Source organism: Burkholderia stagnalis, from assembly GCF_902830275.1.
In the GTDB taxonomy this organism is placed as follows: Bacteria; Pseudomonadota; Gammaproteobacteria; order Burkholderiales; family Burkholderiaceae; genus Burkholderia; species Burkholderia stagnalis.
The window spans coordinates 1-20,526 of sequence record NZ_CADESW010000042.1 but is presented as its reverse complement, the minus strand read 5'-3'; the positions used below and the strand labels follow the sequence as shown (position 1 = coordinate 20,526).

Sequence of the window (20,526 nt, the reverse complement as noted above, 5' to 3'; positions counted from 1 at the left end):
ATTCCCACGAAGATTTCATATCGAATCAAGACATCTCACGCCTTGCCTGATTTGCTCGCAGCTCCGTGTAGTGCTAGCAGAACCTGCACCGGGTGAGGCAATGTCACCGAGTCCATCGCTCTGACCTGGCTACGGCAGGAATAGCCCGTCGCCATTAATCTGCCGCCTGATTTGTGCTGCGCCACCACAGGTGCCCAGCTCATCCCGTAGAGCGACTCGGAGGTCGTGCGATTTCGAGCTTCATGGCCGTAGGTGCCGGACATGCCGCAACAGCCGGAAGGCTGGACATTCAACCTAGCCCCCAGTGCCGCGAACACACGTTTCCAGTCCTCCATCGCGCCCGCCGCGTTGGTTCGCTCGGTGCAATGAGGCAGCAGCACATAGGGTTCTGCGTCGTCGGCAATGGCGTTGCCATGCGGCACCAGCGTTCCGGCCAGCCATTCCTGGAGCAGATAAACGCGCGGCAGCTTGACGTCACTCAATGCTTCCGGGTATTCGGTGCGGTAGACCAGCGTCATCGCCGGATCGATACCGACCAGCGGCACGCCCGTGGCTGCCAGGCTCTCGAGCATGATGGCGTTGCTTTGGGCCGTGCGGCGAAAACCGTCCAGGAAGCCATGCACGTGCAGCGGCTTGCCGCTCGGCATGTAAGGCGCCAGCAGGGGCTGAAAGCCGAGCGATTCCAGCAGCCGCAAGGTGTCTAGCACGAGGCCTGTCTCGAAGTGGCTGGTGAAAGCATCCTGCACCAGCACGACGGGGCGCTGTTCCTGCTTCGCGGCAGCGGCGACACTTTGCGGTGTAGCCATCGCGAAGCCGGCACGGCGCGCCTCGTCCGCCAAGTCCAGGCCACTCAGGCGGGGAATGTGCACCAGGCCGACGCGGCGCAACAGCCACTGTGACGGCGCGCTGGCCATCAGCGAGTTCATCAGGCGCGGCGCCTTGGCCATCCAGGGCAAGGCAGGCTCCAGGCAGGCCAGCAGCCAGTCGCGTACGGGGCGCAGATAGCGGGTGTGGTACAGGGCCAGGAACTTCGCCCGGAAAGCAGGAACATCTACCTTGATGGGGCATTGCCCCGCACAGGACTTGCAGGACAGGCAGGTATCCATTGCTGCCTTGACCTCGTGCGAGAAGTCGTATTCGCCGCTGCGCTTGGCCAGGGTATTGCGGATCTTTGCGAGCAGTGACGCCATGCGCTGCCATCCGTTGATGGCCTGGGCGTTCAACTGGTCGGCTTGGCCCGCTTGGCTGACGAGGTACAGCCATTCGCGCAGCAACCCAGCACGACCCTTAGGCGAAAAGCGCCGGTCGCGCGTCGCCTTCCACGACGGGCACATGGCGTCGTCGGCATCGAAGTTGAAGCAGGCGCCATTGCCATTGCAGTGCAGCGAGTCCTCGAAGTGGTGACGTACGGCAATGGGGATGACGCGATCACGCTGGCCACGCGTCGGTGCTTCATCCACCCGCGTCAATGCCTGCCCGGCAGGCGCAGCGATCTTGCCGGGGTTGAACTGGTTATGTGGGTCGAATGCCGCCTTGATGTCCTGCAAGCGCGAATACAAAGGACCCCAAAAGGCCGGTGCATATTCCGAGCGCAGCCCCTTGCCATGCTCGCCCCACAGCACGCCACCGTACTTGCGCGTCAAGGCCACGACTCCATCGGTGACGGCGCGGATCTGGCCTTCCTGCGCAGGGTCTTTCATGTCTAGCGCTGGGCGCACGTGCAGCACGCCCGCGTCGGCATGGCCGAACATGCCATAGACCAGCCCCTGGACGTCCAACAGCGCGCGGAACTCGGCGATGTAGTCGGCCAGGTTTTCAGGTGGTACGGCCGTGTCTTCGACGAAAGGCAGCGGGCGGCGCTCGCCGCGCAGTCGCCCCAACAGACCGACCGAGCGCTTGCGCATGGCCCAGATGCTTTCCACATCGGCATGACCGTGGGCGATGCTGTGACCCAGCACGCCGGCGGCGGCGTCCGCACCGTTCAACAGGGCCAGCGCATTGTCCAGCGCGGCGTCGAGCGCCGCCGGGTCGTCAGCGGTGAATTCCACCAGGTTCACGCCCTCGAGCGGCAGTGAGGCGTCGGGGAAGAAGCGCGCGATCTCCGACCAACTGTTGTCATCGCGCGCCAGACGCAGCACTACGGCATCAATGGCTTCGATGGAGGTGGCCTGCAGCTTCAGCAGCCGGGGCGCGTCGCGCAGGGCGGCGTCGAAGCTGGCATAGCTCACCACCGCCAGCGCAGCGTGCTTGGGAATGGGCAGCAAGTTGAGCTTGGCTTCGGCGACGAAGCCCAGGCTGCCTTCCGCGCCGCACAGGATGCTGTTGAGGTTGAAGCGGCCCTGCGCGTCGCGGATGTGGGCCAGGTCGTAGCCGGTCAGGCAGCGGTTAAGCTTGGGGAAGTGCCGCTCGATCAGCGCAGCGTCGTGTTTCCGGATTTCATCGACGGTACGGTGCACGCGGCCCACCAGGTCAGTGCGGGCCTGCAGGCCCGCCAGCGTTTCGTCGCCAATCGGGGCCGAGGTCCACAGCGTGCCGTCGGCCAGCACCGTGCTCAATTCCAGCACGTGGTCACGCGTCTTGCCGTAGGCGCACGACCCCTGGCCGCTGGCATCGGTGTTGACCATGCCGCCGATGGTGGCGCGGTTGGATGTAGACAACTCGGGTGCGAAGAACAAGCCATAGGGCTTGAGCGCAGCCTCCAGCTGGTCCTTGACCACGCCCGCCTGCACCCGCGCCCAACGCTCCTCAACGTTGATTTCGAGGATGCGATTCATGTGGCGCGACACGTCCACCACCACGCCATCGCCCAGGGACTGGCCATTGGTGCCAGTGCCGCCGCCGCGCGGAAACAGCCTTAGCGCATGAAAGCGTTCGTTCACAGCCAGACGGACGATCCGAATCAGGTCTTGCGAGTTCTTGGGGAACACCGCCAGCGCGGGCAGCACCTGGTAGATGGAATTGTCAGTGGCCAGGGCCGTGCGGTCGGAATGGCTCTCGCACACCTCCCCCTCGAAACCGCGCAGCCGCAACTCCGTCGCGAATTCCTGGTAGAGGCTGCCCGCTTGGGGCAAGCGATCAAGTCGCGGGATCATGAATGCTCCTTGGCGAACACTCGATTTCAATGAGGGCGAGCGCGGAACATCAGGAGATTTCCCGCCCCTTGGTTTCGGGCAGCAACATCGCGGCCAGCAGAACCACCACCGCCGCCCCGCCGGCGAACATGCCGATGGCGACACCCAAGCCTTTTGTGTTCGCCAGATGGCCCACCAGGCTCGGGAACAGCGCGCCGATGCCGCGCCCAAAGTTGTAGGCGAAACCCTGCCCCGTGGCACGTACGGCGGAGGGAAACAACTCGGTCAGGTAAGCACCCATGCCGCTGAAGATCCCGGAGGCCGCGAAACCGAGCGGAAAGCCGAGAAAGAGCATCTGCTCGTTGGACAGGGAGAGCTGGGTGTACGCATAGACGGTGATGCCCGACAGCACCGCGAAGATCAGCAGGTTTGCCCGGCGGCCCAACCGGTCGGTCAGGTAGGCGCCAACCAGGTAACCGATGAAGGAGCCGACGATGATCACCAGCAGGTAGCCGCCAGTGCCGATGACCGACAGATGGCGCTCGGTCTTCAGGAAGGTGGGTAGCCAGGTAGTCACAGCGTAATAGCCGCCCTGCACGCCGGTGCACAGCAAGGCGCTCAACACCGTCGTCTTGATGAGCGCCGGCGAGAAGATGGCCCAGGCGGAGGTGCGGTGGTGACTGACCACTTCCGCCTCCTGGGTGCGCTGGAACAGTTCGGGCTCCGGTACGTGCCGGCGGATGAACAGCACCAGCGCGGCAGGGACGATGCCGATCCAAAACAGGGCTCGCCATGCATAGTCTTCCGGCAGCCAGGTAAAGACGGCGGTATAGAGCACAGCGGCCACACCCCAGCCCACCGCCCAGCCGCTTTGCACCGTGCCGACGGCGCGGCCGCGGTACTCGGTGCGTACCATCTCGCCCATCAGCACCGAACCCACGGCCCATTCGCCGCCAAAGCCCAACCCCTGCAGTGCACGCAGCACCAGAATCTGCTCGAAGTTCTGCGCGAAACCGATCAGCATCGTGCACACCGAGAACCAGAGGATGGTGCCTTGCAGGACGCGCACGCGCCCGAAGCGGTCGGCCAGAATGCCCGCCAGCCAGCCGCCCACGGCGGAAAACAGCAAGGTGACGGTGGCCAACATGCCGGCCTGTCCCTTGTCGATCCGGAAGAGCGTGCTGATCGTCGTGATGACGAAGGTGAACACCATGAAGTCGAAGGCGTCGAGCGCCCAGCCGCCGAAGGCAGCGGTGAAGGTGCGCCGCTCGGTCTTGGTCATTTGGCTATACCAGCTCATGTCTTGTCTCTTTCGTGTTATGTGGAAGAGATATCCCTATCCGTGCCGGGTTAGGCAACGGATGGGAAGCCATACAGGCAAGTGGGGTTGGTGACGAGGATGCGGTGGCGGGTTTCCGCATCGGGCGCCCATGCGGCCAGCAGGTTGAGCAATCGGCCCGTATCTGGCGTGCGGCTTTGCGAAACGTGCGGCCAGTCGCTGCCCCAGAGCATGCGATCCGGGGCATCGGCGATCAGCGCTTGGGCGAAGGGGGTGACATCTTCATAGGTTTGGAAGCGGTCGCTGAGGCGATAGGCGCCCGAGAGCTTGACCCAGTAGCCGTGATCGGCCACCAGGCGGCGCAACGCAACGAAGCCGGGGGCATGGAGCCCCTCCCCAACAGGCATGTGCCCCATGTGGTCCACCACGCCGGGAACGGGCAAATCGGCCATGCGCGGCAGCAGCTCGGGCAAGGCTCGCACATCCATCAGGAACTGCATGTGCCAGCCCAGGTGCTTGATGCGGTGAGCCAGTTTCTCCATCGCCGCAAAGCCGATGCCACCGCCAAAAAGCACATTGATGCGCAGTCCGCGCACGCCCGCCTGATGCAGCTCTTCCAACTCGCGGTCGCTGATGTCAGGCGAGACCACGGCCACGCCCCGCAAACGGCTCGGATGACGCCGCAGCGAATCCACCATGCAGCGGTTGTCGGTGCCATACACGCTGATCTGCACCAGCACGCCGTAGGTCATGCCGAGGGTGTCGAGCATGGCGAGGTACTTCGCTTCGGGAGCCGGCGGCGGCGTGTAGCTACGGTTGCTCACCAGCGGGTGGATCGGGTCGCCGGAAATCACGTGGGCGTGGGTATCGACCGCTCCCCACGGCACCTGGAAGCCGGGGGGCTCGAACTGGTCTTGTGCGGCCGCACACAGCGGCGCAGGCACATCGTGGGTGGCTGTGTTCATGTGTCTCCTTCCTTGGAAAACCGTCGAGGCTGTTGCTCGACTTCCGGCGAATTGTCATATGTTATCGATTCCTTGTTATCTTCAAGAAATTCAGTATTCATGAGTTTAAGCACCCGGAATATTGAGCAAAAGCGTATTATTTCCGGGATATGCATGAGGTTTATGAATGAACCCCCGAGCCCTGACTCCTTCCATGTCCCTGCTGCTGGCGTTTGAGGCATCCGCGCGACACCAGAGCTACACCCGCGCAGCAGAGGAGCTAGCCTTGACGCAAAGTGCGGTCAGCCGTCAGGTACAGGCTCTCGAAGAACTGCTGGACGTGCAGTTGTTTCTCCGCAAAGGGCGGCGGATCGAGCTGACCGATGCAGGGCGGTTGTACATGCGCGGTGTGGGCAGCGCGATTACCGGTCTGCGCAACGCGACACTGCAAGCCATCGCACACCGCTCGGGGGGCGGCATCCTGAATTTGGCGGTGCTGCCCACCTTCGGCGCTCGTTGGCTGATGCCGCGCCTGCATGCCTTCTATGCCGCCAACCCCAACGTGGTTGTCCACATGCATTCGAGAATCGGCGACTTCGATCTCGACACGGCAGGCATGGATGCTGTGATCGGCGTTGGCAAAGACGATCTGCCAGGCTTGGCATCTCATCGCCTGCTCAAAGAGGAACTTGTCCTTGTCGCCAGTCCAGAGTTGCTGAACCGGCACCCCATCCAATCAGTACACGATCTGGATTCGCTGTTATTGCTCAGGGTGGCCTCTCGCCCCAATGTCTGGAAGGAATGGTTCGATGCCTGCAATGTCAAGCTGCGTGGCTCCTATTTAGGGCCGACCTTCGAGGTGACATCGCATCTGATCCAGGCCGTTGCGACAGGTATCGGCGTGGGCCTGCTACCGCGATGCCTCGTCGCGGAAGAGTTGCAGTCAGGGAATCTGCTCGCGCCACTCAACGTTTCCTATTTCAGCGGCCTGAGCTACTACTTTGCTTATCCCGCCCACAAGGCAGAGTGGCCGTCCATCGCGGCATTTCGTAACTGGCTCCTGACGATCGGCTAGGGGTATGTCTGCGGCCTATTAAAGAAGGCCACGATTTTTTGCAACCTCACGATGTGACCCTGCCTCGCTTTCACGTACGGCGACTCATGCGGCGATCACACCGAGTTCCCCCGTGTGAGTTCTCTCAAGGTCTCGGTCGTACAGTCGACTCCGTCGTCTTACGTGGCGGAAAAAAGAAAAAGACGGACGTTACGGTTCCGGACCTGATGCATCGGCCCCGCTCAGTGGAATGCCATATTCGCGTCGATCTCCGGGTCAGCATCGGATCGATGCCGCCCCATCCCCATTCCGCCGCGCCGATCCTCACGAATGGTAGGCCGTCTCCCCGTGCGAGCTGACGTCGAGCCCTTCCCGTTCTCGCTCGTGATCGACGCGCAGGCCGATCGTCATGTCAACGAGCTTGAACGCCACGACCGACACGGCCGCCGACCAGACGAGCGACGTCCCGACACCCCAGCATTGCGCGATCAACTGATCGACAACGTGATAGTCGGCCACCTTGTTCGCGACGTAGTCGTAGATGCCCGTGCCGCCGAGCGACGGCGACGCGAACACGCCTGTCAGCAAGGCGCCGGCGATCCCGCCGATGCAATGCACGCCGAACACGTCGAGCGAATCGTCGACGCCGATCATGCGCTTCAGGCCATTGACGCCCCAGTAGCACACCGCGCCTGCGATCAGCCCCATCGCGATCGCGCCCATCGGGCCGACGAAACCGCACGCGGGCGTGATCACGACGAGCCCGGCGATCGCGCCCGACACCGCGCCGAGCATCGACGGCTTGCCTTTCATCGCCCACTCGACGACGGTCCAGGACACCGTCGCCGCACACGTTGCGAGCAGCGTCGTGACGAACGCCAGCGTCGCCGCGCCGCTCGCCTCGAGCGCCGAGCCGACGTTGAACCCGAACCAGCCGACCCAAAGCAGCGACCCGCCGATCATCGTCATCGTCAGGCTGTGCGGCGCCATCGTTTCGCGTCCGAACCCGGCGCGCTTGCCGATCATGACCGCGCCGACCAGCGCCGCGATGCCGGCGTTGATGTGCACGACCGTGCCGCCCGCGAAGTCGATCGCGCCCTTCTGGAACAGGAAGCCCGCCGTCGCATTGGCCTTGTCGGCCGCCGCGGCGCTCGTGTAGGCATCCGGGCCGGGCCAGTACCAGACCATGTGCGCGATCGGCAGGTACGAGAACGTGAACCACAGCACCATGAACATCAGTACCGCTGAGAATTTCGCGCGCTCGGCGATGCCGCCGACGATCAGCGCGGGCGTGATCGCGGCGAACGTCAGCTGGAACGACACATAGATGAACTCCGGAATCACGACGCCCTTGCTGAACGTCGCGGCCGTCGAATCCGGCGTGATCCCGGCGAGGAACGCCTTGCTCAGCCCTCCGAAGAACGCGTTGCCTTCGGTAAAGGCGACGCTGTAACCGTAGACGGCCCACAGCACGCCTAGCAGGCAGAACACGACGAGCGTCTGCATCAGGATGGACAGCATGTTCTTCGCCCGCACCATGCCGCCGTAAAAGAGCCCGAGCCCGGGCGCCGCCATCATCACGACGAGCAGCGTCGCGACGATCATCCATGCGGTGTCGCCCTTGTTGGGCACCGGCGCGGCGGCTGCCGCGGCGCCATCCGCCAATGCGGGCACGGCAAACGCCGCCATCCCGAGCAATGCAAGCAATCCGATTACTTTTTTCATTCGTCGATTCCTCGAAAATGGCAACGCGGGCTTGGTCGCGACGCCGATACCGTCGCGAAAGCGGAGCAGGCGAACCGGCATGCCGTCGCGCGGTCCGCCGCGCGACGATGCGGCGGACCTCAGCCCAATGGAGTAATCACGCGGCGCGCCCGCGAGCGGAATCGGCAGCAGCTACGCCGGCCGGGCCGGCGTGCGCCGAGTTCTTCGCACGCGATGCGGCGGACGTCAATAACGCTGCCCAGGAATCCACGACGTGCCGGCGAGCGGCACCCGCGCCATCGCGGCCGCCTCGACCGTCAGCGCGACGAGATCCTCCGGCTCCAGGTGATGCACGTTCTGCTTGCCGCAGGCCCGCGCGATCGTCGTGAGCTCCATGTTCAGCGTCTTCAGGTAGTTGCGTACGCGGCGCGCGCCTTCCTCGGGCTGCACGCGCTGCTCGAGCACCGCGTCCTGCGTCGTCACGCCGACCGGGCACTTGCCCGTATGACAGTGATGACAGAACCCCGGCGACGTATTCAGCGCCGCGTAGTCCGCGACGGCCGAATGCAGCGCGCCGTTCTGGAAGTACGTATCGCCGTTGCAGCCGAGCGCCATCAGCACGCCCTGGCCGATCGCGACCGCGTCCGCGCCGAGCGCGAGCGCCTTCGCGACGTCGGCGCCCGTGCGGATGCCGCCGGACACGATCAGTTGAACCTGCCCTTTCATGTTCAGCTCCTCGAGCGCGTCGACGGCCTGACGGACCGCCGCCAGCGTCGGGATGCCGACGTTCTCGATGAAGCAGGTCTGCGTCGCCGCGGTGCCGCCCTGCATGCCGTCGACGACGACGACGTCCGCGCCCGCATGGACCGCGAGCTTCACGTCGTTGAACGTGCGCGTCGCGCCGACCTTCACGTAGATCGGCTTCTGCCAGTCGGTGATCTCGCGCAGCTCCTGGATCTTGATCGCGAGATCGTCGGGGCCGGTCCAGTCCGGATGGCGGCTTGCCGAGCGCTGATCGACACCCGCCGGCAGCGTGCGCATCGACGCCACGCGCGGATTGACCTTCTGCCCGAGCAGCATGCCGCCGCCGCCCGGCTTCGCACCTTGCCCGATCACGACCTCGATCGCGTCCGCGCGGCGCACGTCGTCGGGATTGAACCCGTAGCGCGACGGCAGGCACTGGTAGACGAGCGTCTTCGACGAACGGCGCTCCTCCTGCGTCATCCCGCCGTCGCCGGTCGTCGTCGACGTGCCGGCCGCGGTCGCGGCGCGGCCGAGCGCTTCCTTCACGTTCGCCGACAGCGCGCCGAAGCTCATGCCGGCCACCGTGACCGGAATGTCGAGCACGATCGGCTTCTTCGCGAAGCGCGTGCCGAGCACGGTCTGCGTCGCGCATTTCTCGCGATAGCCTTCGAGCGGATAGCGCGACAACGACGCGCCGAGAAACAGCAGGTCGTCGAAATGCGGCACCGGCCGCTTCGCGCCGAGGCCGCGGATCTCGTAAAGGCCCCGCTGGGCGGCCGTGTGGATGTAATCGATCGTCTTGCGGTCATAGCCGTGCGACTCTTCCTGCTGCAAGCGCGCGAAATGAATGGGTTTGGCTTCCATGGCGTCTTCCCGAACGAGCTTTGGATTCAATATTGCTGGTCCGCTTCGGCGTTCCAGTGGTAAAGGGTGCGTGCCGACGCGATGCGCCTGAACGCGCGCGGGTCGTGGTCGAGGCCGGCGGCGTCGAGCAGCGCTGCAACGGCGCCGACGTCCGCGTCGGTCATCGGCTCGAACTGCGCGTCGGCGCCGAGCGATTTCACGTCGCCCTTCACGTACAGCACGGCCTCGTAGAGCGAATCGCCGAGCGCGTCGCCGGCATCGCCGCAGATCACCATGCGCCCGGCCTGGGCCATGAACGCGGAGAAGCTGCCGACCGAGCCGCCGACGACGATGTCGCCGCCTTTCAGCGAAATCCCGCAACGCAGCCCGGCGTCACCGTCGATCACGAGCAGCCCGCCGTGCGCAGATGCGCCCGCGCCGTTCGACGCGAAGCCCTTCACGTGCACCTTGCCGCTCATCATGTTTTCCGCGACGCCGGTACCGGCGCTGCCCTCGATGACGATCGTCGCGCGCTTGTTCATGCCGCCGGCGTAGTAGCCCGCATGCCCGTCGATCGTCACCGTGACGTCGGCGTCGACGCCGACCGCGATGTTGTGCGCGCCGTTCGGCGAGGCCACGACGATGGCTTGCCCGTCGAGCACGTCCGCATCGCCGTGCAGATACTGGTTGACGTCCCGGACCGTGGCGCGCTCAAGGTCGAATGTCACGCGTTCCATACATACATCTCCTCGGGTGCGGGTTCGAATACTTTCGCGTTCTTGATGTCGGGCAGATGCGCAAGCGAGCGGAACTCGGACGCGATCGCCACGTAGTCGTCGTTCTCGGCAACGACGGCAGGCTTGCACGCGAACGGATCGCGGATCAGCGCCAGCTCGGTCGGGGTGCCCATCAGAAAGGTGAAGAAGCCGTCGAGCGCCTCGAAGCCTTTCTGCAGCGCGGCATGCAGCGTGTCGCCTTCACGCAGCCGCCATTCGAGGAAGCGGCATGCGGCCTCGGTGTCGTTGTCGGTGTCGAAGCGGATACCCTCCGGCTCGAGCTTGCGCCGCACGCCGTACGGATTCGACAGCGACCCGTTGTGCACGAGGCAGAAATCCTCGCCCGCGGTAAACGGATGCGCGCGGTCCGGCGTCACCGCCGACTCGGTCGCCATCCGCGTGTGGCCGACGAGGTGGGAGCCCTTGAGCGCGCCGAACGCATAACGCGCGGCGATGTCGGCGGGCAAGCCGATGTCCTTGTACAGGTCGATCGAGCGGCCGGCCGACAACACGTAGACGCGCGGGTAGTGCTCGTTCAGCCAGTGCTTGATCGTATCGGGTCCCCCTCGGACGGTCAGCACCGCGTGATTGCGCTTCGCGTCGATGCGCGCCGTGGCGTCGACGGACGCATTCAGGCGGTCGAGCAGCACGTCCCACGGGAAATGCTCGCCCTCTTCCGTAAAGCCCGAATACAGGCTCAGCTTGCGCTGAGCCGAATCGACGGCCTCGCCGAACACGGCGAGGCCGGCCGAATCCGGGCCTCGCTCGGTCATGCCGATCAGCATCGGCACCATCAGTTCACCAAGCCGGTCGCGCAATGCCGGTGTCTTCACCAGCAAGCCTACGATTCCGCACATGTGTTCCCCCTCCTTAGAAAAATTCGATGTACTGCTTGATTTCCCAATCCGATACGTGGCGCATGTACTCCAGCCACTCCATCCGCTTGAGCTTGAGAAATTCGTCGACCACCGGCCCGAGCGCACCCCGGATCAGCCGATCGGCTTCGAGCGCGTCGAGCGCTTCGCCGAGGTTCTGCGGCAGCACGCCGATGCCGCGTTCACGCAGCTTTTGCGCCGGCCACTCGTACAGGTTCTCGTTCGCGGGGGCGCCCGGCGACAGGTCGCGGTCGATGCCGTCGAGCCCGGCGGCGATCACGGCCGCCGTCGCGAGATACGGGTTACATGCGCCGTCGGGCAGCCGCAACTCGATCCGGCCGCCGGGCATGCGCACCATCGTCGAGCGGTTGTTGTCGCCGTAGCTGATGTAGGCCGGCGCCCAGGTCGCGCCGGTCAGCGAGCGCCCGACCACGAGGCGCTTGTACGAGTTCACGGTCGGGTTGCAAAGCGCCGCCAGCGCGGGCGCATGCGCGAGCAAGCCTGCCGTGAACCGGTAGCCGAGCGCCGACAGGCCCATGCCGAGCGGATCAGCGTCGTCGGCGAACAGGTTGCGCTCGCCGTCGCCGATCGACATGTGCATGTGCATGCCGTTGCCGGGGCGGTTTGCGAACGGCTTCGGCATGAACGAGCAGATCATCCCCAGGTCGTTCGCGATCTCCGACGCGGCCATCTTGAAGAACACGTAGTGATCGCACGACGTCAGGCAGTCGGTGTACGTGTAGTTGATCTCGAACTGGCCGTTCGCGTCCTCGTGGTCGATCTGGTACACGTCGATGCCGACCGAGCGCAGCGCTTCGGTCAATCGCTCGAGGAACACCCGCGTACGCGACAGGCCCTTGTAGTCGTAGCACGGCTTCGCGAGCGTGTCGCTCGGGTCGCACGGCTCGAGCACGCCCGATGCCGAGCGCTTCAGCAGCGAAAACTCGGGCTCGAGGCCGGTAAACAGCGTCCAGCTCCGCTCGGCAAGACGCGCGACCTGCTTCTTCAGCGTCACGCGCGAATCGAACGCCCAAGGCGCGCCGTCGACATGGCCGTCGCACACAATGCGCGAGAGCCCCGGCTGCCACGGCACCGGCGTGAGCGTCGCGAGATCGCCGACCGCCATGTAATCCGGACCGTTCGGCTCGATGCCGACACCCCAGATCGCGAAGCCCGCAAAGCCCGCCCCGGCGGTCAGCACGCTTTTCAGATGCGCGACCGGCACCGACTTGGCCTTGGCCACGCCGTGAATATCGACAAATTGCGCAAGCACGTACTTCACGCCTTCCTGCGTCAGATACGCCTGCGCTTCCTCCGCGGAGTCGAAACGGGGCACGCTGCCGAGCACGTTGGCCGGCAAACTGCTCGCATCATTCAGGTTCATCGTCACTCCTTTCCACTGCTGCCTTCGATGATTAAAGGAAACCGCCCGCATGCGGAGGGATTTACTTTCAAGAAACAATAATTCCTTTCATGAAACTTTCCGCGCGAACGCCTCCCTCCTTCGTTCGCGGCTCCCGCCGCCACAATCTGCTACCCTGCCCTTTTTACCGAGGCCGACGATGTCCACCGCAGACGACAGCAAACCACCGCTCGAACGCTATCTCGGCTCGACGATCCGCGAGCTTCGCCAGCGTCACGGCCTGACCATCGCGCAGGTTGCCGAGCAGGCCGGCATCAGCCGAGGGATGCTCTCGAAAATCGAGAACGCGCAGACTTCGACCGGCCTCGACGTGCTCCATCGCATCGCGCAGGCGCTCGGCGTATCGATGTCGACGCTGTTCCGCAACTTCGACGTTCCGCAGGGCGGTGCTCAGCTCGTCAAGAAGGGCGCCGGCATGGAAGTCGTCCGCAAAGGCACAAAACGCGGCCACACCTATCATCTGCTCGCCTACGACCAGGGCCCGCGCAAGCTCTTCGAGCCGTTCCTGATCACGATGGAAGATCAGGCGGAACGCTTTCCCGTCTTCGAACATCCCGGCACCGAGTTCATCCACATGCTCAAGGGCGTGATCGAGTACCGCCACGGCCAGCAGACCTACATCCTCCATCCCGGCGACACGCTGACTTTCCGGGGCGACGTACCGCATGGCCCCGAACGCCTGATCAAGACGCCGATCCAGTTCCTGTCGATCTTCGTCTATGGTCAGCAGACCGAATAGTGACGCCGTGACGCCGGATATGACGCAAGCATCGTGCCAAGTTTCCCAATGTGAATCAAAGATTCCCACGGATAAACACTTGCGGCGCAATGCGTGCCGTGCGTCGTTTCATCTGTTCAATCGATCCTGCCTGCCGGCGGTGCGACGTCTTGTTGAACACGGTGCAACGGCGCACTGAAACAGCAACCGCAGTTACGAAGATGTATCAGAAGCGCTTATGCTGAAGCGGGCAACGCCGCGAGCACAGCCAGCGCCGTGTCGATCATCCGGCGCAGCGTCGGCTGCACGGCCGCCGCGCGAGCGGGATCGTATTCAAACGGAAAAACCTCGTTCATATAGGTCGACTGGCACATCTCGAGCTGGATCGCGTGCACGCCACGCGACGGCTCGCCGAACCGCCGCGTGATATAGCCACCCTTGAAGCGGCCGTTGGCCACCCATGTGAACGGACTCGCCGCGGCTTCGCGCGCCGCAGCGGCGAGCAGCGCCGGCGCGGCGGTGCGGCCGTCCTGCGTGCCGAGATTCAGGTCGGGCAGCTTGCCGTCGAACAACCGCGGCAGCACGCTCGAAATCGAATGTGCCTCCCACAGCAACACGTTTCCATGCAGCGCGCGCAGTCGGGCCAGTTCCGCTTCGAGCGTTGCGTGATACGGCCGCCAGTATGCGTGTACTCGGCGCGCTTGCTCCTGCGCGTCGGGCGCGCAGCCCTCCAGGTAAACCGGTTCGCCGACGAAGGTTTCCGTCGGGCACAGTCCTGTCGTCGTCTGCCCCGGATACAGGCTTTCGTCGTTCGGCGGCCGGTTGAGGTCGATCACATAGCGCGACACCGTCGCGCCGAGCACCGTGGCGCCGAATTCCGCTGCGAACGCGTACAGACGGTCGAGATGCCAGTCCGTATCCGCGAACGTCAGCGCCGCATCCGAGTACGTGTCGCGCAGCGGCGCCGGGATTCCGGTACCGAGATGGGGGATCGAGATCAGCAGCGGTGCATCGCCCTGCTGCAACTTGAACAGTTCGGTCATGTAGCACTCCGTGGAAATCAAAGCAGCGCATCGTCGGGCAGATGCGGCAACGCGCGTTCGAGTGACGGTCGAATCGAGCGATCGATGACGGCCCGTGTCAGCGTGACGATTTCCCTGACGAAATCGTCCCACTCGTCCTGGCGATGCAGCAGGAAGAAATCCCGGCGTCCGAGCCGCCCGGACGGCAGCGGCAGCACCTCGATTTCGTCGAGATAGTGCCGCGCCTGCCACAGGCACAGCGGCGTCGAGATCGCAAAGCCGAGCCGCGCAGCCACGAGGCTCAGCAACGGATCGGTCGCGTCGAATTCGAAGCGTCTCGGGCTGTCGATGCCGAGGTGGCGCGCATAGCGTTCCACCTGCTGGCCGATCACCGAACGCCCGGTGTAACGGATCAGCGGCAACTCGGACGCCAGCACACGCCAGTCGACTTTCGGGCGGCCAGCCAGATGGCCGCGCGCGACGACCGCGACGAACGCCTCCGAGAACAGCGGCATCTCAACGATGCGCGCGTCGCTCAGCGTGGTCTGCGTGCAGACCGCGACATCCAGTTCCCGATCGTGAAGCTGCTTGCTCAGCCCCGGCGTCAGCCCGGACCACATCGTGATCTGCCGGGCGGTGCCGGAAACCGCCCGGATCAGTTCCGGGCCGACCGTCGCGGCAAATGAATCGACGCAGCCGAGCCGCACCGGCAGCCGGCCGGCGGCCGACGCATCGCCGACGCGTGCGCTGACCATCTGCGCGTGCTCGAGCAGCGGCCGCGCCAGTTCGAGCAGCGCGCGCCCGGCGATGTTCGGCCGCGGGGGCCGGCTGTCCCGGTCGAACAGCACCGTGCCCTGCTCGCGCTCGAGCGCGGTGATCGCCTGGCTGATCGCGCTCTGGCTCACGCCGATCCGCTTGGCCGCGGCGGTCATCGAACCGGTCTCGCAGACGGTGACGAACGCCGCAAGCGCCCGCAGATCGATTGGCGGTGGGGTGCGTCTCATCGTTTCTCCCGGGTAGACACCGGATTCGGCGGACCGGCGGCATGGAACGCATGGTGCGCCGGATCGGGCGGCCCGGGCGCGAGATGAGCATTTCCGGGCACGCAGCATAAGTTTGCCTAATACAAAATTCGGCTGCGCCCGTGCTTTCTAGAATCGGCTCACTGCCTACCCAGAGGGAAATCATGAGCCGTTACGACTTCATCGTGATCGGCGCCGGCGTGATCGGCGCATCCGTCGCACATCATCTGGCGTCGCTCGGCGCCGGCAACGTGCTTGTCCTCGAACGCGGAATGATCGGCACCGGCACGACGTCGCAATCGTCCGGCCTGCTGCGCACGCACTACTCGGTACGCCATAACGTCGAACTCGCGCGCGCGTCATGGTGGGCCTTCAACAACTTCGCCGAATACGTAGGCGACGACGAGGCATCGTGCGGCCTCGTCAAGTGCGGATACATGATCTGCGCGCCGGACGGCGACAAGCTCGAGCCGCTGCGCGCGTCGCTCGACGTACAGCGCGCGATGGGTATCGAGGTCGAGATGCTGGACCGGCAGGCCGCGCAAGCGCGTTTGCCGATCGCCCGCTTCGACGACGCGGCGCTGATCGGCTTCGAGCCCGAGGCCGGATTCGCCGACGCGTATCTCGTCGCCACCAGCTTCGCGAAATCGGCTCGCCGCCGCGGCGTGAAGATTCTGGAAGGCACGACCGTCACCGGCGTGTTGCGCGAGGGCCGCCGCGTCGTGGGCGTCGACACGACCGCCGGACGCTTCACCTGCGGCACGCTGATCAGCACGCAGAATATCTGGACGCCCGAGCTGTCCGGCTGGATCGACGTGCCGCTGCCCGTCATGCCCGAGCGCCACACCGTGCTGGCGCTCGAGTGCGATGCGCACTACTCGTTCAAGATGCCTGCGTTCAAGGATCTCGGCTCGCCCGGCATGCTGTATTACCGCAGCTACGGCGGCAGCCAGATGCTGGTGTCCGAGGGCGTGGTCGGCGAGACGCTGAATGTGCCCGAGACGGAACAGGGCGACATCTCGCTCGACTATGTCGCCGAAGTCGGCGCGCAGGTGGCCGAGCGCTTCCCCGCGTACGAAACCGCCGGGCTCGCGTCGTCGTGGACCGGCGTCTACGACGTCACGCCGGACTGGAATCCCGTGCTCGGCAACGTCGGCGATATCGATGGGCTCGTCGTGGGTTTCGGTTTCTCCGGCCACGGCTTCAAGCTGTCGCCCGGAATCGGCAAGCTGCTCGCGCAGCATGCGCTCGGTCTTCCGACGGACGTCTCGCTTGCCCCTTACGCGCTCGAGCGTTTCTCGACCGGCGCGTTGCTGACCGGCAAGTACGGCCTCGGCGCCGTGTCCTGATCTCTCCTTCTTCGGCATCCCCTTTATGTCTGTCAAGATTCTGGTCCCCATCAAGCGCGTGGTCGATCCGAACGTCCGGGTCCATATCGGCGCGGGCGGCACGATCGACACGGCCGGCCTCAAGATGTCCGTCAACCCGTTCGACGAATGCGCGATCGAAATGGCGCTGCGTCTGCGCGAAGCGGGCCACGCCTCGCGCGTCACCGTCGTCACCTGCGGCCGGCCGGTCTGCCAGGACGTGCTGCGCACCGGGCTCGCGATGGGCGCGGACGACGCGGTCCTGATCGACACCGGCGACGAGCGTGCATCGATCGATTCGTCGGGCGTTGCCGCCCTGCTTCGCGCGTTTATCGCCACGTCGCCGCACGACCTGGTGCTGTGCGGCAAGCAGGCGATCGACGACGACACCGGCGGCGTCGCGCCGATGCTCGCCGGCCTGCTCGGCTGGCCGCAGGCGCTCGACGCGACCGGCCTCGCGCCCGACGGCGCCGGCTGGCGAGTCACCTGCGGGGACGATTCCGGAACCGCCACGTGGCAGTGCACCGGTCCCGCCGTGATCGGCGCCGACCTGCGACTCGCGGAACCGCGCCGCGTCACGCTGCCGAGCATCGTCAAGGCAAAGCAGAAGCCGATCGCCATCCTCGATGCCGCTCGCTTCGGCATCGAACTGGCACCGGCCACGCGTACGGTCCGCATCGACGAACCCGCGATCCGTCGAGCGGGTACGCGCGTGGCCGACATTGCAGAACTCGTCGCCGCGCTCGCCGCGCACAACGTATTCGTTCATTCGGGAGCCGCCGCATGAGAACGCTCGTCATCGCGGATACGTTCGCCGGCACGCTGGCCGAATCGGCGTCGCGCGTCGTGACCGCCGCCCTTCAGCGGCGCCAGCCGGTCGACGTGCTGGTCCTCGACCCGGCCGCTGCTGCGGCGGCGGCCCTGATCGAAGGCGTCGAGCAGGTGTTCCATCCCGTTGTGGCGAACGCCGCCATCCCGCCGGAAGCGCTGGCGGCGATGCTGTGCGAATGGGTGCCGCGCCATTCGCTGTTCGTCGCCGCGCATCGCACGCTGGGCCGCAACGCACTACCGCGCGCGGCAGCCGTCGTCGGCGGCGCCTTCATCGCCGACGCCGTGGCGATGACGGACGACGATCGCTTCGTGCGCGGCCTCTATGCGGGCAGCATCGTCGCCACGGTAACGAGCACGCGTGCGACGACCTTCGCCACGGTTCGTGCATCATCGTTCTCGCCGGCTGGCCTGCGCGCCCGGCCGGCCCCCATCGTGGCGCTCGACGACCCTCCGGCGTTCCCGGCGACGACGCTGCTCGAGCGGCATGGCACACAAGCGACCGGGCTCGATCTGAACAACGCGCCGATCGTCGTATCAGGCGGGCGCGGGCTTGCATCCGGCGAAAACATGGCAAGACTCGGCGCGCTGGCCGCGCGGCTCGGCGCGGCGCTCGGCGCATCGCGCGCCGCCGTCGACGCAGGCTATGCGCCAAACGCGATTCAGGTCGGCCAGACGGGCAAGACCGTCGCGCCGGATGTCTACCTGGCAATCGGCATTTCCGGCGCCGTGCAGCATCTCGCCGGCATGAAGGACTCCAAGCTCGTCGTCGCCGTCAACAAGGACCCGGACGCCCCTATTTTCTCGTTTGCCGATATCGGCTTCGTTGGAGACCTGTTCGACGTGATGCTCGCGCTCGAACGTCACATCGGCCCGGGCGACAGCGCATGACACGCGCACCGTCCAGTGGCAGTGGCGCCACCGCGCGTCATGCACTTTCGTCCCATCGCTACCCGAGCGTGCAATTTGTCGATTGCGTGCGAATTGCGCCCGAAGCGTGGGCGAACGGGGCCGGCGTGACACGGACGGTTGCCACGCGCATCGGTTCCCGCGGCAACGCCGAATGGCGAGTCAGCCTCGCGACGCTCGACGGATCGGCGCGGTTTTCACAGTTTCCGGGTGTGGACCGCACGCTCGTTCCAATCGACGATACGCCGGTCGAATTGAACGTGCAGGATGGGCAACTGATCGCACGCCCAATGCAACCGGCCTGCTTTCCCGGCGATCTTCTCGTGTGGACGAGCGGCATGACACGCTCGACGACGGTTCTCAACGTCATGACGCATCGTGACGCATGTCGCGCCGCGGTCATCGTGACGACCCATTCGCGCCGCATCACGCCCGCGCCCGCGCAACTGTTGATCTGTGCGTCCGGGCAATGGCGCGTCGCAAGCAGCCTGTTGAGCGCAGTCTCGCTGGGGCCGATGCAGGGTCTGTGGGTCGAGGGGCGCGCCGAAGAACTCGACCTGCGTCCCGTCGCTCCCGGGTCCAGACTGGTCTTGATTGCTATCCATCCGGTCTCGCACTAAACGAAACGAACAGTGAAGACATGCCTGATATGACCTTTGCCGAGCAATACGGCCCGCGCGAATCGATGGAATACGACGTCGTGATCGTCGGCGGCGGCCCGGCCGGGCTGTCGGCCGCGATCCGGCTCAAGCAGCTGGCTGCCGAGAAAGGCGCCGAGATCGGCGTGTGCGTGCTCGAGAAGGGTTCCGAGATCGGCGCGCACATCCTGTCGGGCGCGGTGATGGACCCGCGCGCGATCACCGAGCTGTTCCCCGACTGGAAGGAACGCGGCGCGCCGCTCGATGTCGAGGTGACGGAAGACCGCTTCCTGTTCCTGTCCGAGAAAGGCGCGGTCACCACGCCGAACTGGGCGCTGCCGGACAACTTCAAGAACCACGGCAACTACGTGATTTCGCTCGGCAACGTGACCCGCTGGCTCGGCCAGCAGGCCGAGGCGCTCGGCGTCGAGATCTTCCCGGGCTTCCCGGCCGCCGAGATCCTGTACAACGACGACGGCTCGGTGAAAGGCGTCGCCACCGGCAACATGGGCGTGGGCAAGGACGGCGAGCCGACCGAGAACTTCCAGCTCGGCATGGAGCTGCACGCGAAGTACACGCTGTTCGCCGAAGGCTGCCGCGGCCACCTCGGCCGCCAGCTGATCGCCAAGTACAAGCTCGACGCGAACGCCGATCCGCAGGCGTACGGGATCGGCATCAAGGAGCTGTGGGAAATCGATCCGACCAAGCACAAGCCGGGCCTCGTGATCCACACGGCCGGCTGGCCGCTGAAGTCCGACACCTACGGCGGCTCGTTCCTGTATCACATGGACAACAACCAGGTGGTGGTCGGCTTCGTGGTGGGCCTCGGCTACACGAACCCGTACCTGTCGCCGTTCGAGGAATTCCAGCGCTACAAGACGCACCCGTCGATCCGCGCGTTTCTCGAAGGCGGCAAGCGCGTGTCGTACGGCGCGCGCGCGATCACCGCGGGCGGGCTGCTGTCGCTGCCGAAGACGGTGTTTCCGGGCGGCGCGCTGATCGGCGACGACGCAGGCTTCCTGAACGCGTCGCGCATCAAGGGCAGCCACGCGGCGATCAAGACCGGGATGCTGGCGGCCGACGCGGCATTCGACGCGGTGCAGGCCGGCCGCCAGGGCGACGAGCTCAACGCGTATCCGGATGCGTTCAAGCAATCGTGGCTGTACAACGAGCTGTACCGCGCACGCAACTTCAAGCAGTGGATGGCGAAGGGGCTGTACCTCGGCACGCTGATGGTCGGCCTCGAGCAGAAGGTGATGGGCGGCAACGTGCCGTGGACGCTGCATCACAAGCACGCGGACCACGAGAT

At 65.4% G+C, this 20,526-nt stretch carries 17 protein-coding genes; 7 read left to right on the top strand and 10 right to left on the bottom strand.

Annotated features, from left to right (window positions below):
- Window positions 1-35 precede the first annotated feature (35 nt).
- Genes ydiJ through HWY45_RS35575 form a run of 3 tightly spaced genes read right to left on the bottom strand, consistent with a single transcriptional unit; the run spans window position 36 to window position 5,315 of the window.
- Window positions 36-3,092 carry a D-2-hydroxyglutarate dehydrogenase YdiJ gene (ydiJ, locus tag HWY45_RS35585; RefSeq protein ID WP_059886273.1) on the bottom strand — a complete coding sequence of 1,019 codons (3,057 nt, stop codon included), beginning with the start codon at window positions 3,090-3,092 and terminating at the stop codon, window positions 36-38.
- A 49-nt stretch (window positions 3,093-3,141) separates the two neighbouring features.
- Window positions 3,142-4,371 (bottom strand): MFS transporter, encoded by a 1,230-nt coding sequence (locus HWY45_RS35580; protein ID WP_059886275.1) that lies wholly within the window; start codon window positions 4,369-4,371, stop codon window positions 3,142-3,144.
- Between the two features lie 50 nt (window positions 4,372-4,421).
- Window positions 4,422-5,315: an amidohydrolase family protein gene (locus HWY45_RS35575; protein WP_059886277.1), complete on the bottom strand. Its 894-nt coding sequence runs from the start codon at window positions 5,313-5,315 to the stop codon at window positions 4,422-4,424.
- A gap of 193 nt (window positions 5,316-5,508) precedes the next feature.
- Between HWY45_RS35575 and HWY45_RS35570 the strand changes: the two genes are divergently transcribed.
- The gene (locus tag HWY45_RS35570; RefSeq protein ID WP_230942354.1) at window positions 5,509-6,369 is read left to right on the top strand and encodes a LysR substrate-binding domain-containing protein; all 861 of its coding nucleotides are present in this window, start codon (window positions 5,509-5,511) and stop codon (window positions 6,367-6,369) included.
- Between the two features lie 303 nt (window positions 6,370-6,672).
- Here the strand turns inward: HWY45_RS35570 and HWY45_RS35565 are convergent, their stop codons facing one another.
- The 5 genes from HWY45_RS35565 to glnT form a co-directional block, all read right to left on the bottom strand.
- The gene (locus HWY45_RS35565; RefSeq protein ID WP_150999228.1) at window positions 6,673-8,073 is read right to left on the bottom strand and encodes an ammonium transporter; all 1,401 of its coding nucleotides are present in this window, start codon (window positions 8,071-8,073) and stop codon (window positions 6,673-6,675) included.
- A gap of 225 nt (window positions 8,074-8,298) precedes the next feature.
- Window positions 8,299-9,660 carry an FMN-binding glutamate synthase family protein gene (locus tag HWY45_RS35560; RefSeq protein WP_059886282.1) on the bottom strand — a complete coding sequence of 454 codons (1,362 nt, stop codon included), beginning with the start codon at window positions 9,658-9,660 and terminating at the stop codon, window positions 8,299-8,301.
- 26 nt (window positions 9,661-9,686) lie between these two features.
- Window positions 9,687-10,376 carry a GltB/FmdC/FwdC-like GXGXG domain-containing protein gene (locus tag HWY45_RS35555; protein ID WP_059886284.1) on the bottom strand — a complete coding sequence of 230 codons (690 nt, stop codon included), beginning with the start codon at window positions 10,374-10,376 and terminating at the stop codon, window positions 9,687-9,689.
- On the bottom strand, window positions 10,364-11,272 hold the full coding sequence (locus HWY45_RS35550) for a class II glutamine amidotransferase domain-containing protein (protein ID WP_059886286.1): 909 nt from the start codon (window positions 11,270-11,272) through the stop codon (window positions 10,364-10,366). Before HWY45_RS35550 ends, HWY45_RS35555 begins: the two co-directional genes overlap by 13 nt.
- A 13-nt stretch (window positions 11,273-11,285) precedes the next feature.
- The gene (gene glnT, locus HWY45_RS35545; protein WP_175038416.1) at window positions 11,286-12,674 is read right to left on the bottom strand and encodes a type III glutamate--ammonia ligase; all 1,389 of its coding nucleotides are present in this window, start codon (window positions 12,672-12,674) and stop codon (window positions 11,286-11,288) included.
- 178 nt (window positions 12,675-12,852) lie between these two features.
- Between glnT and HWY45_RS35540 the strand changes: the two genes are divergently transcribed.
- Window positions 12,853-13,452 carry a helix-turn-helix domain-containing protein gene (locus HWY45_RS35540; RefSeq protein WP_059886288.1) on the top strand — a complete coding sequence of 200 codons (600 nt, stop codon included), beginning with the start codon at window positions 12,853-12,855 and terminating at the stop codon, window positions 13,450-13,452.
- A gap of 215 nt (window positions 13,453-13,667) precedes the next feature.
- On the opposite strand, the gene hutG is transcribed toward HWY45_RS35540, so the two are convergent.
- Window positions 13,668-14,474, bottom strand: coding sequence for an N-formylglutamate deformylase (gene hutG / locus HWY45_RS35535; protein ID WP_059886290.1), 807 nt, complete (start codon window positions 14,472-14,474; stop codon window positions 13,668-13,670).
- A 17-nt stretch (window positions 14,475-14,491) separates the two neighbouring features.
- The gene (locus HWY45_RS35530; protein WP_059886292.1) at window positions 14,492-15,457 is read right to left on the bottom strand and encodes a LysR family transcriptional regulator; all 966 of its coding nucleotides are present in this window, start codon (window positions 15,455-15,457) and stop codon (window positions 14,492-14,494) included.
- Window positions 15,458-15,639: 182 nt separating this feature from the next.
- Between HWY45_RS35530 and HWY45_RS35525 the strand changes: the two genes are divergently transcribed.
- The 5 genes from HWY45_RS35525 to HWY45_RS35505 all read left to right on the top strand — a co-directional run.
- Window positions 15,640-16,824 carry an NAD(P)/FAD-dependent oxidoreductase gene (locus HWY45_RS35525; RefSeq protein ID WP_059886294.1) on the top strand — a complete coding sequence of 395 codons (1,185 nt, stop codon included), beginning with the start codon at window positions 15,640-15,642 and terminating at the stop codon, window positions 16,822-16,824.
- Between the two features lie 25 nt (window positions 16,825-16,849).
- Window positions 16,850-17,629 carry an electron transfer flavoprotein subunit beta/FixA family protein gene (locus HWY45_RS35520; RefSeq protein WP_059886296.1) on the top strand — a complete coding sequence of 260 codons (780 nt, stop codon included), beginning with the start codon at window positions 16,850-16,852 and terminating at the stop codon, window positions 17,627-17,629.
- Window positions 17,626-18,561 carry an electron transfer flavoprotein subunit alpha/FixB family protein gene (locus HWY45_RS37230; RefSeq protein ID WP_059886301.1) on the top strand — a complete coding sequence of 312 codons (936 nt, stop codon included), beginning with the start codon at window positions 17,626-17,628 and terminating at the stop codon, window positions 18,559-18,561. The genes HWY45_RS35520 and HWY45_RS37230 overlap by 4 nt, the downstream gene beginning before the upstream one ends.
- Window positions 18,558-19,199, top strand: coding sequence for a HutD/Ves family protein (locus tag HWY45_RS35510; protein WP_059886302.1), 642 nt, complete (start codon window positions 18,558-18,560; stop codon window positions 19,197-19,199). The genes HWY45_RS37230 and HWY45_RS35510 overlap by 4 nt, the downstream gene beginning before the upstream one ends.
- A 20-nt stretch (window positions 19,200-19,219) precedes the next feature.
- The coding region (locus HWY45_RS35505) for an NAD(P)/FAD-dependent oxidoreductase (protein ID WP_176118454.1) at window positions 19,220-20,526 on the top strand (1,307 nt) is incomplete at its 3' end.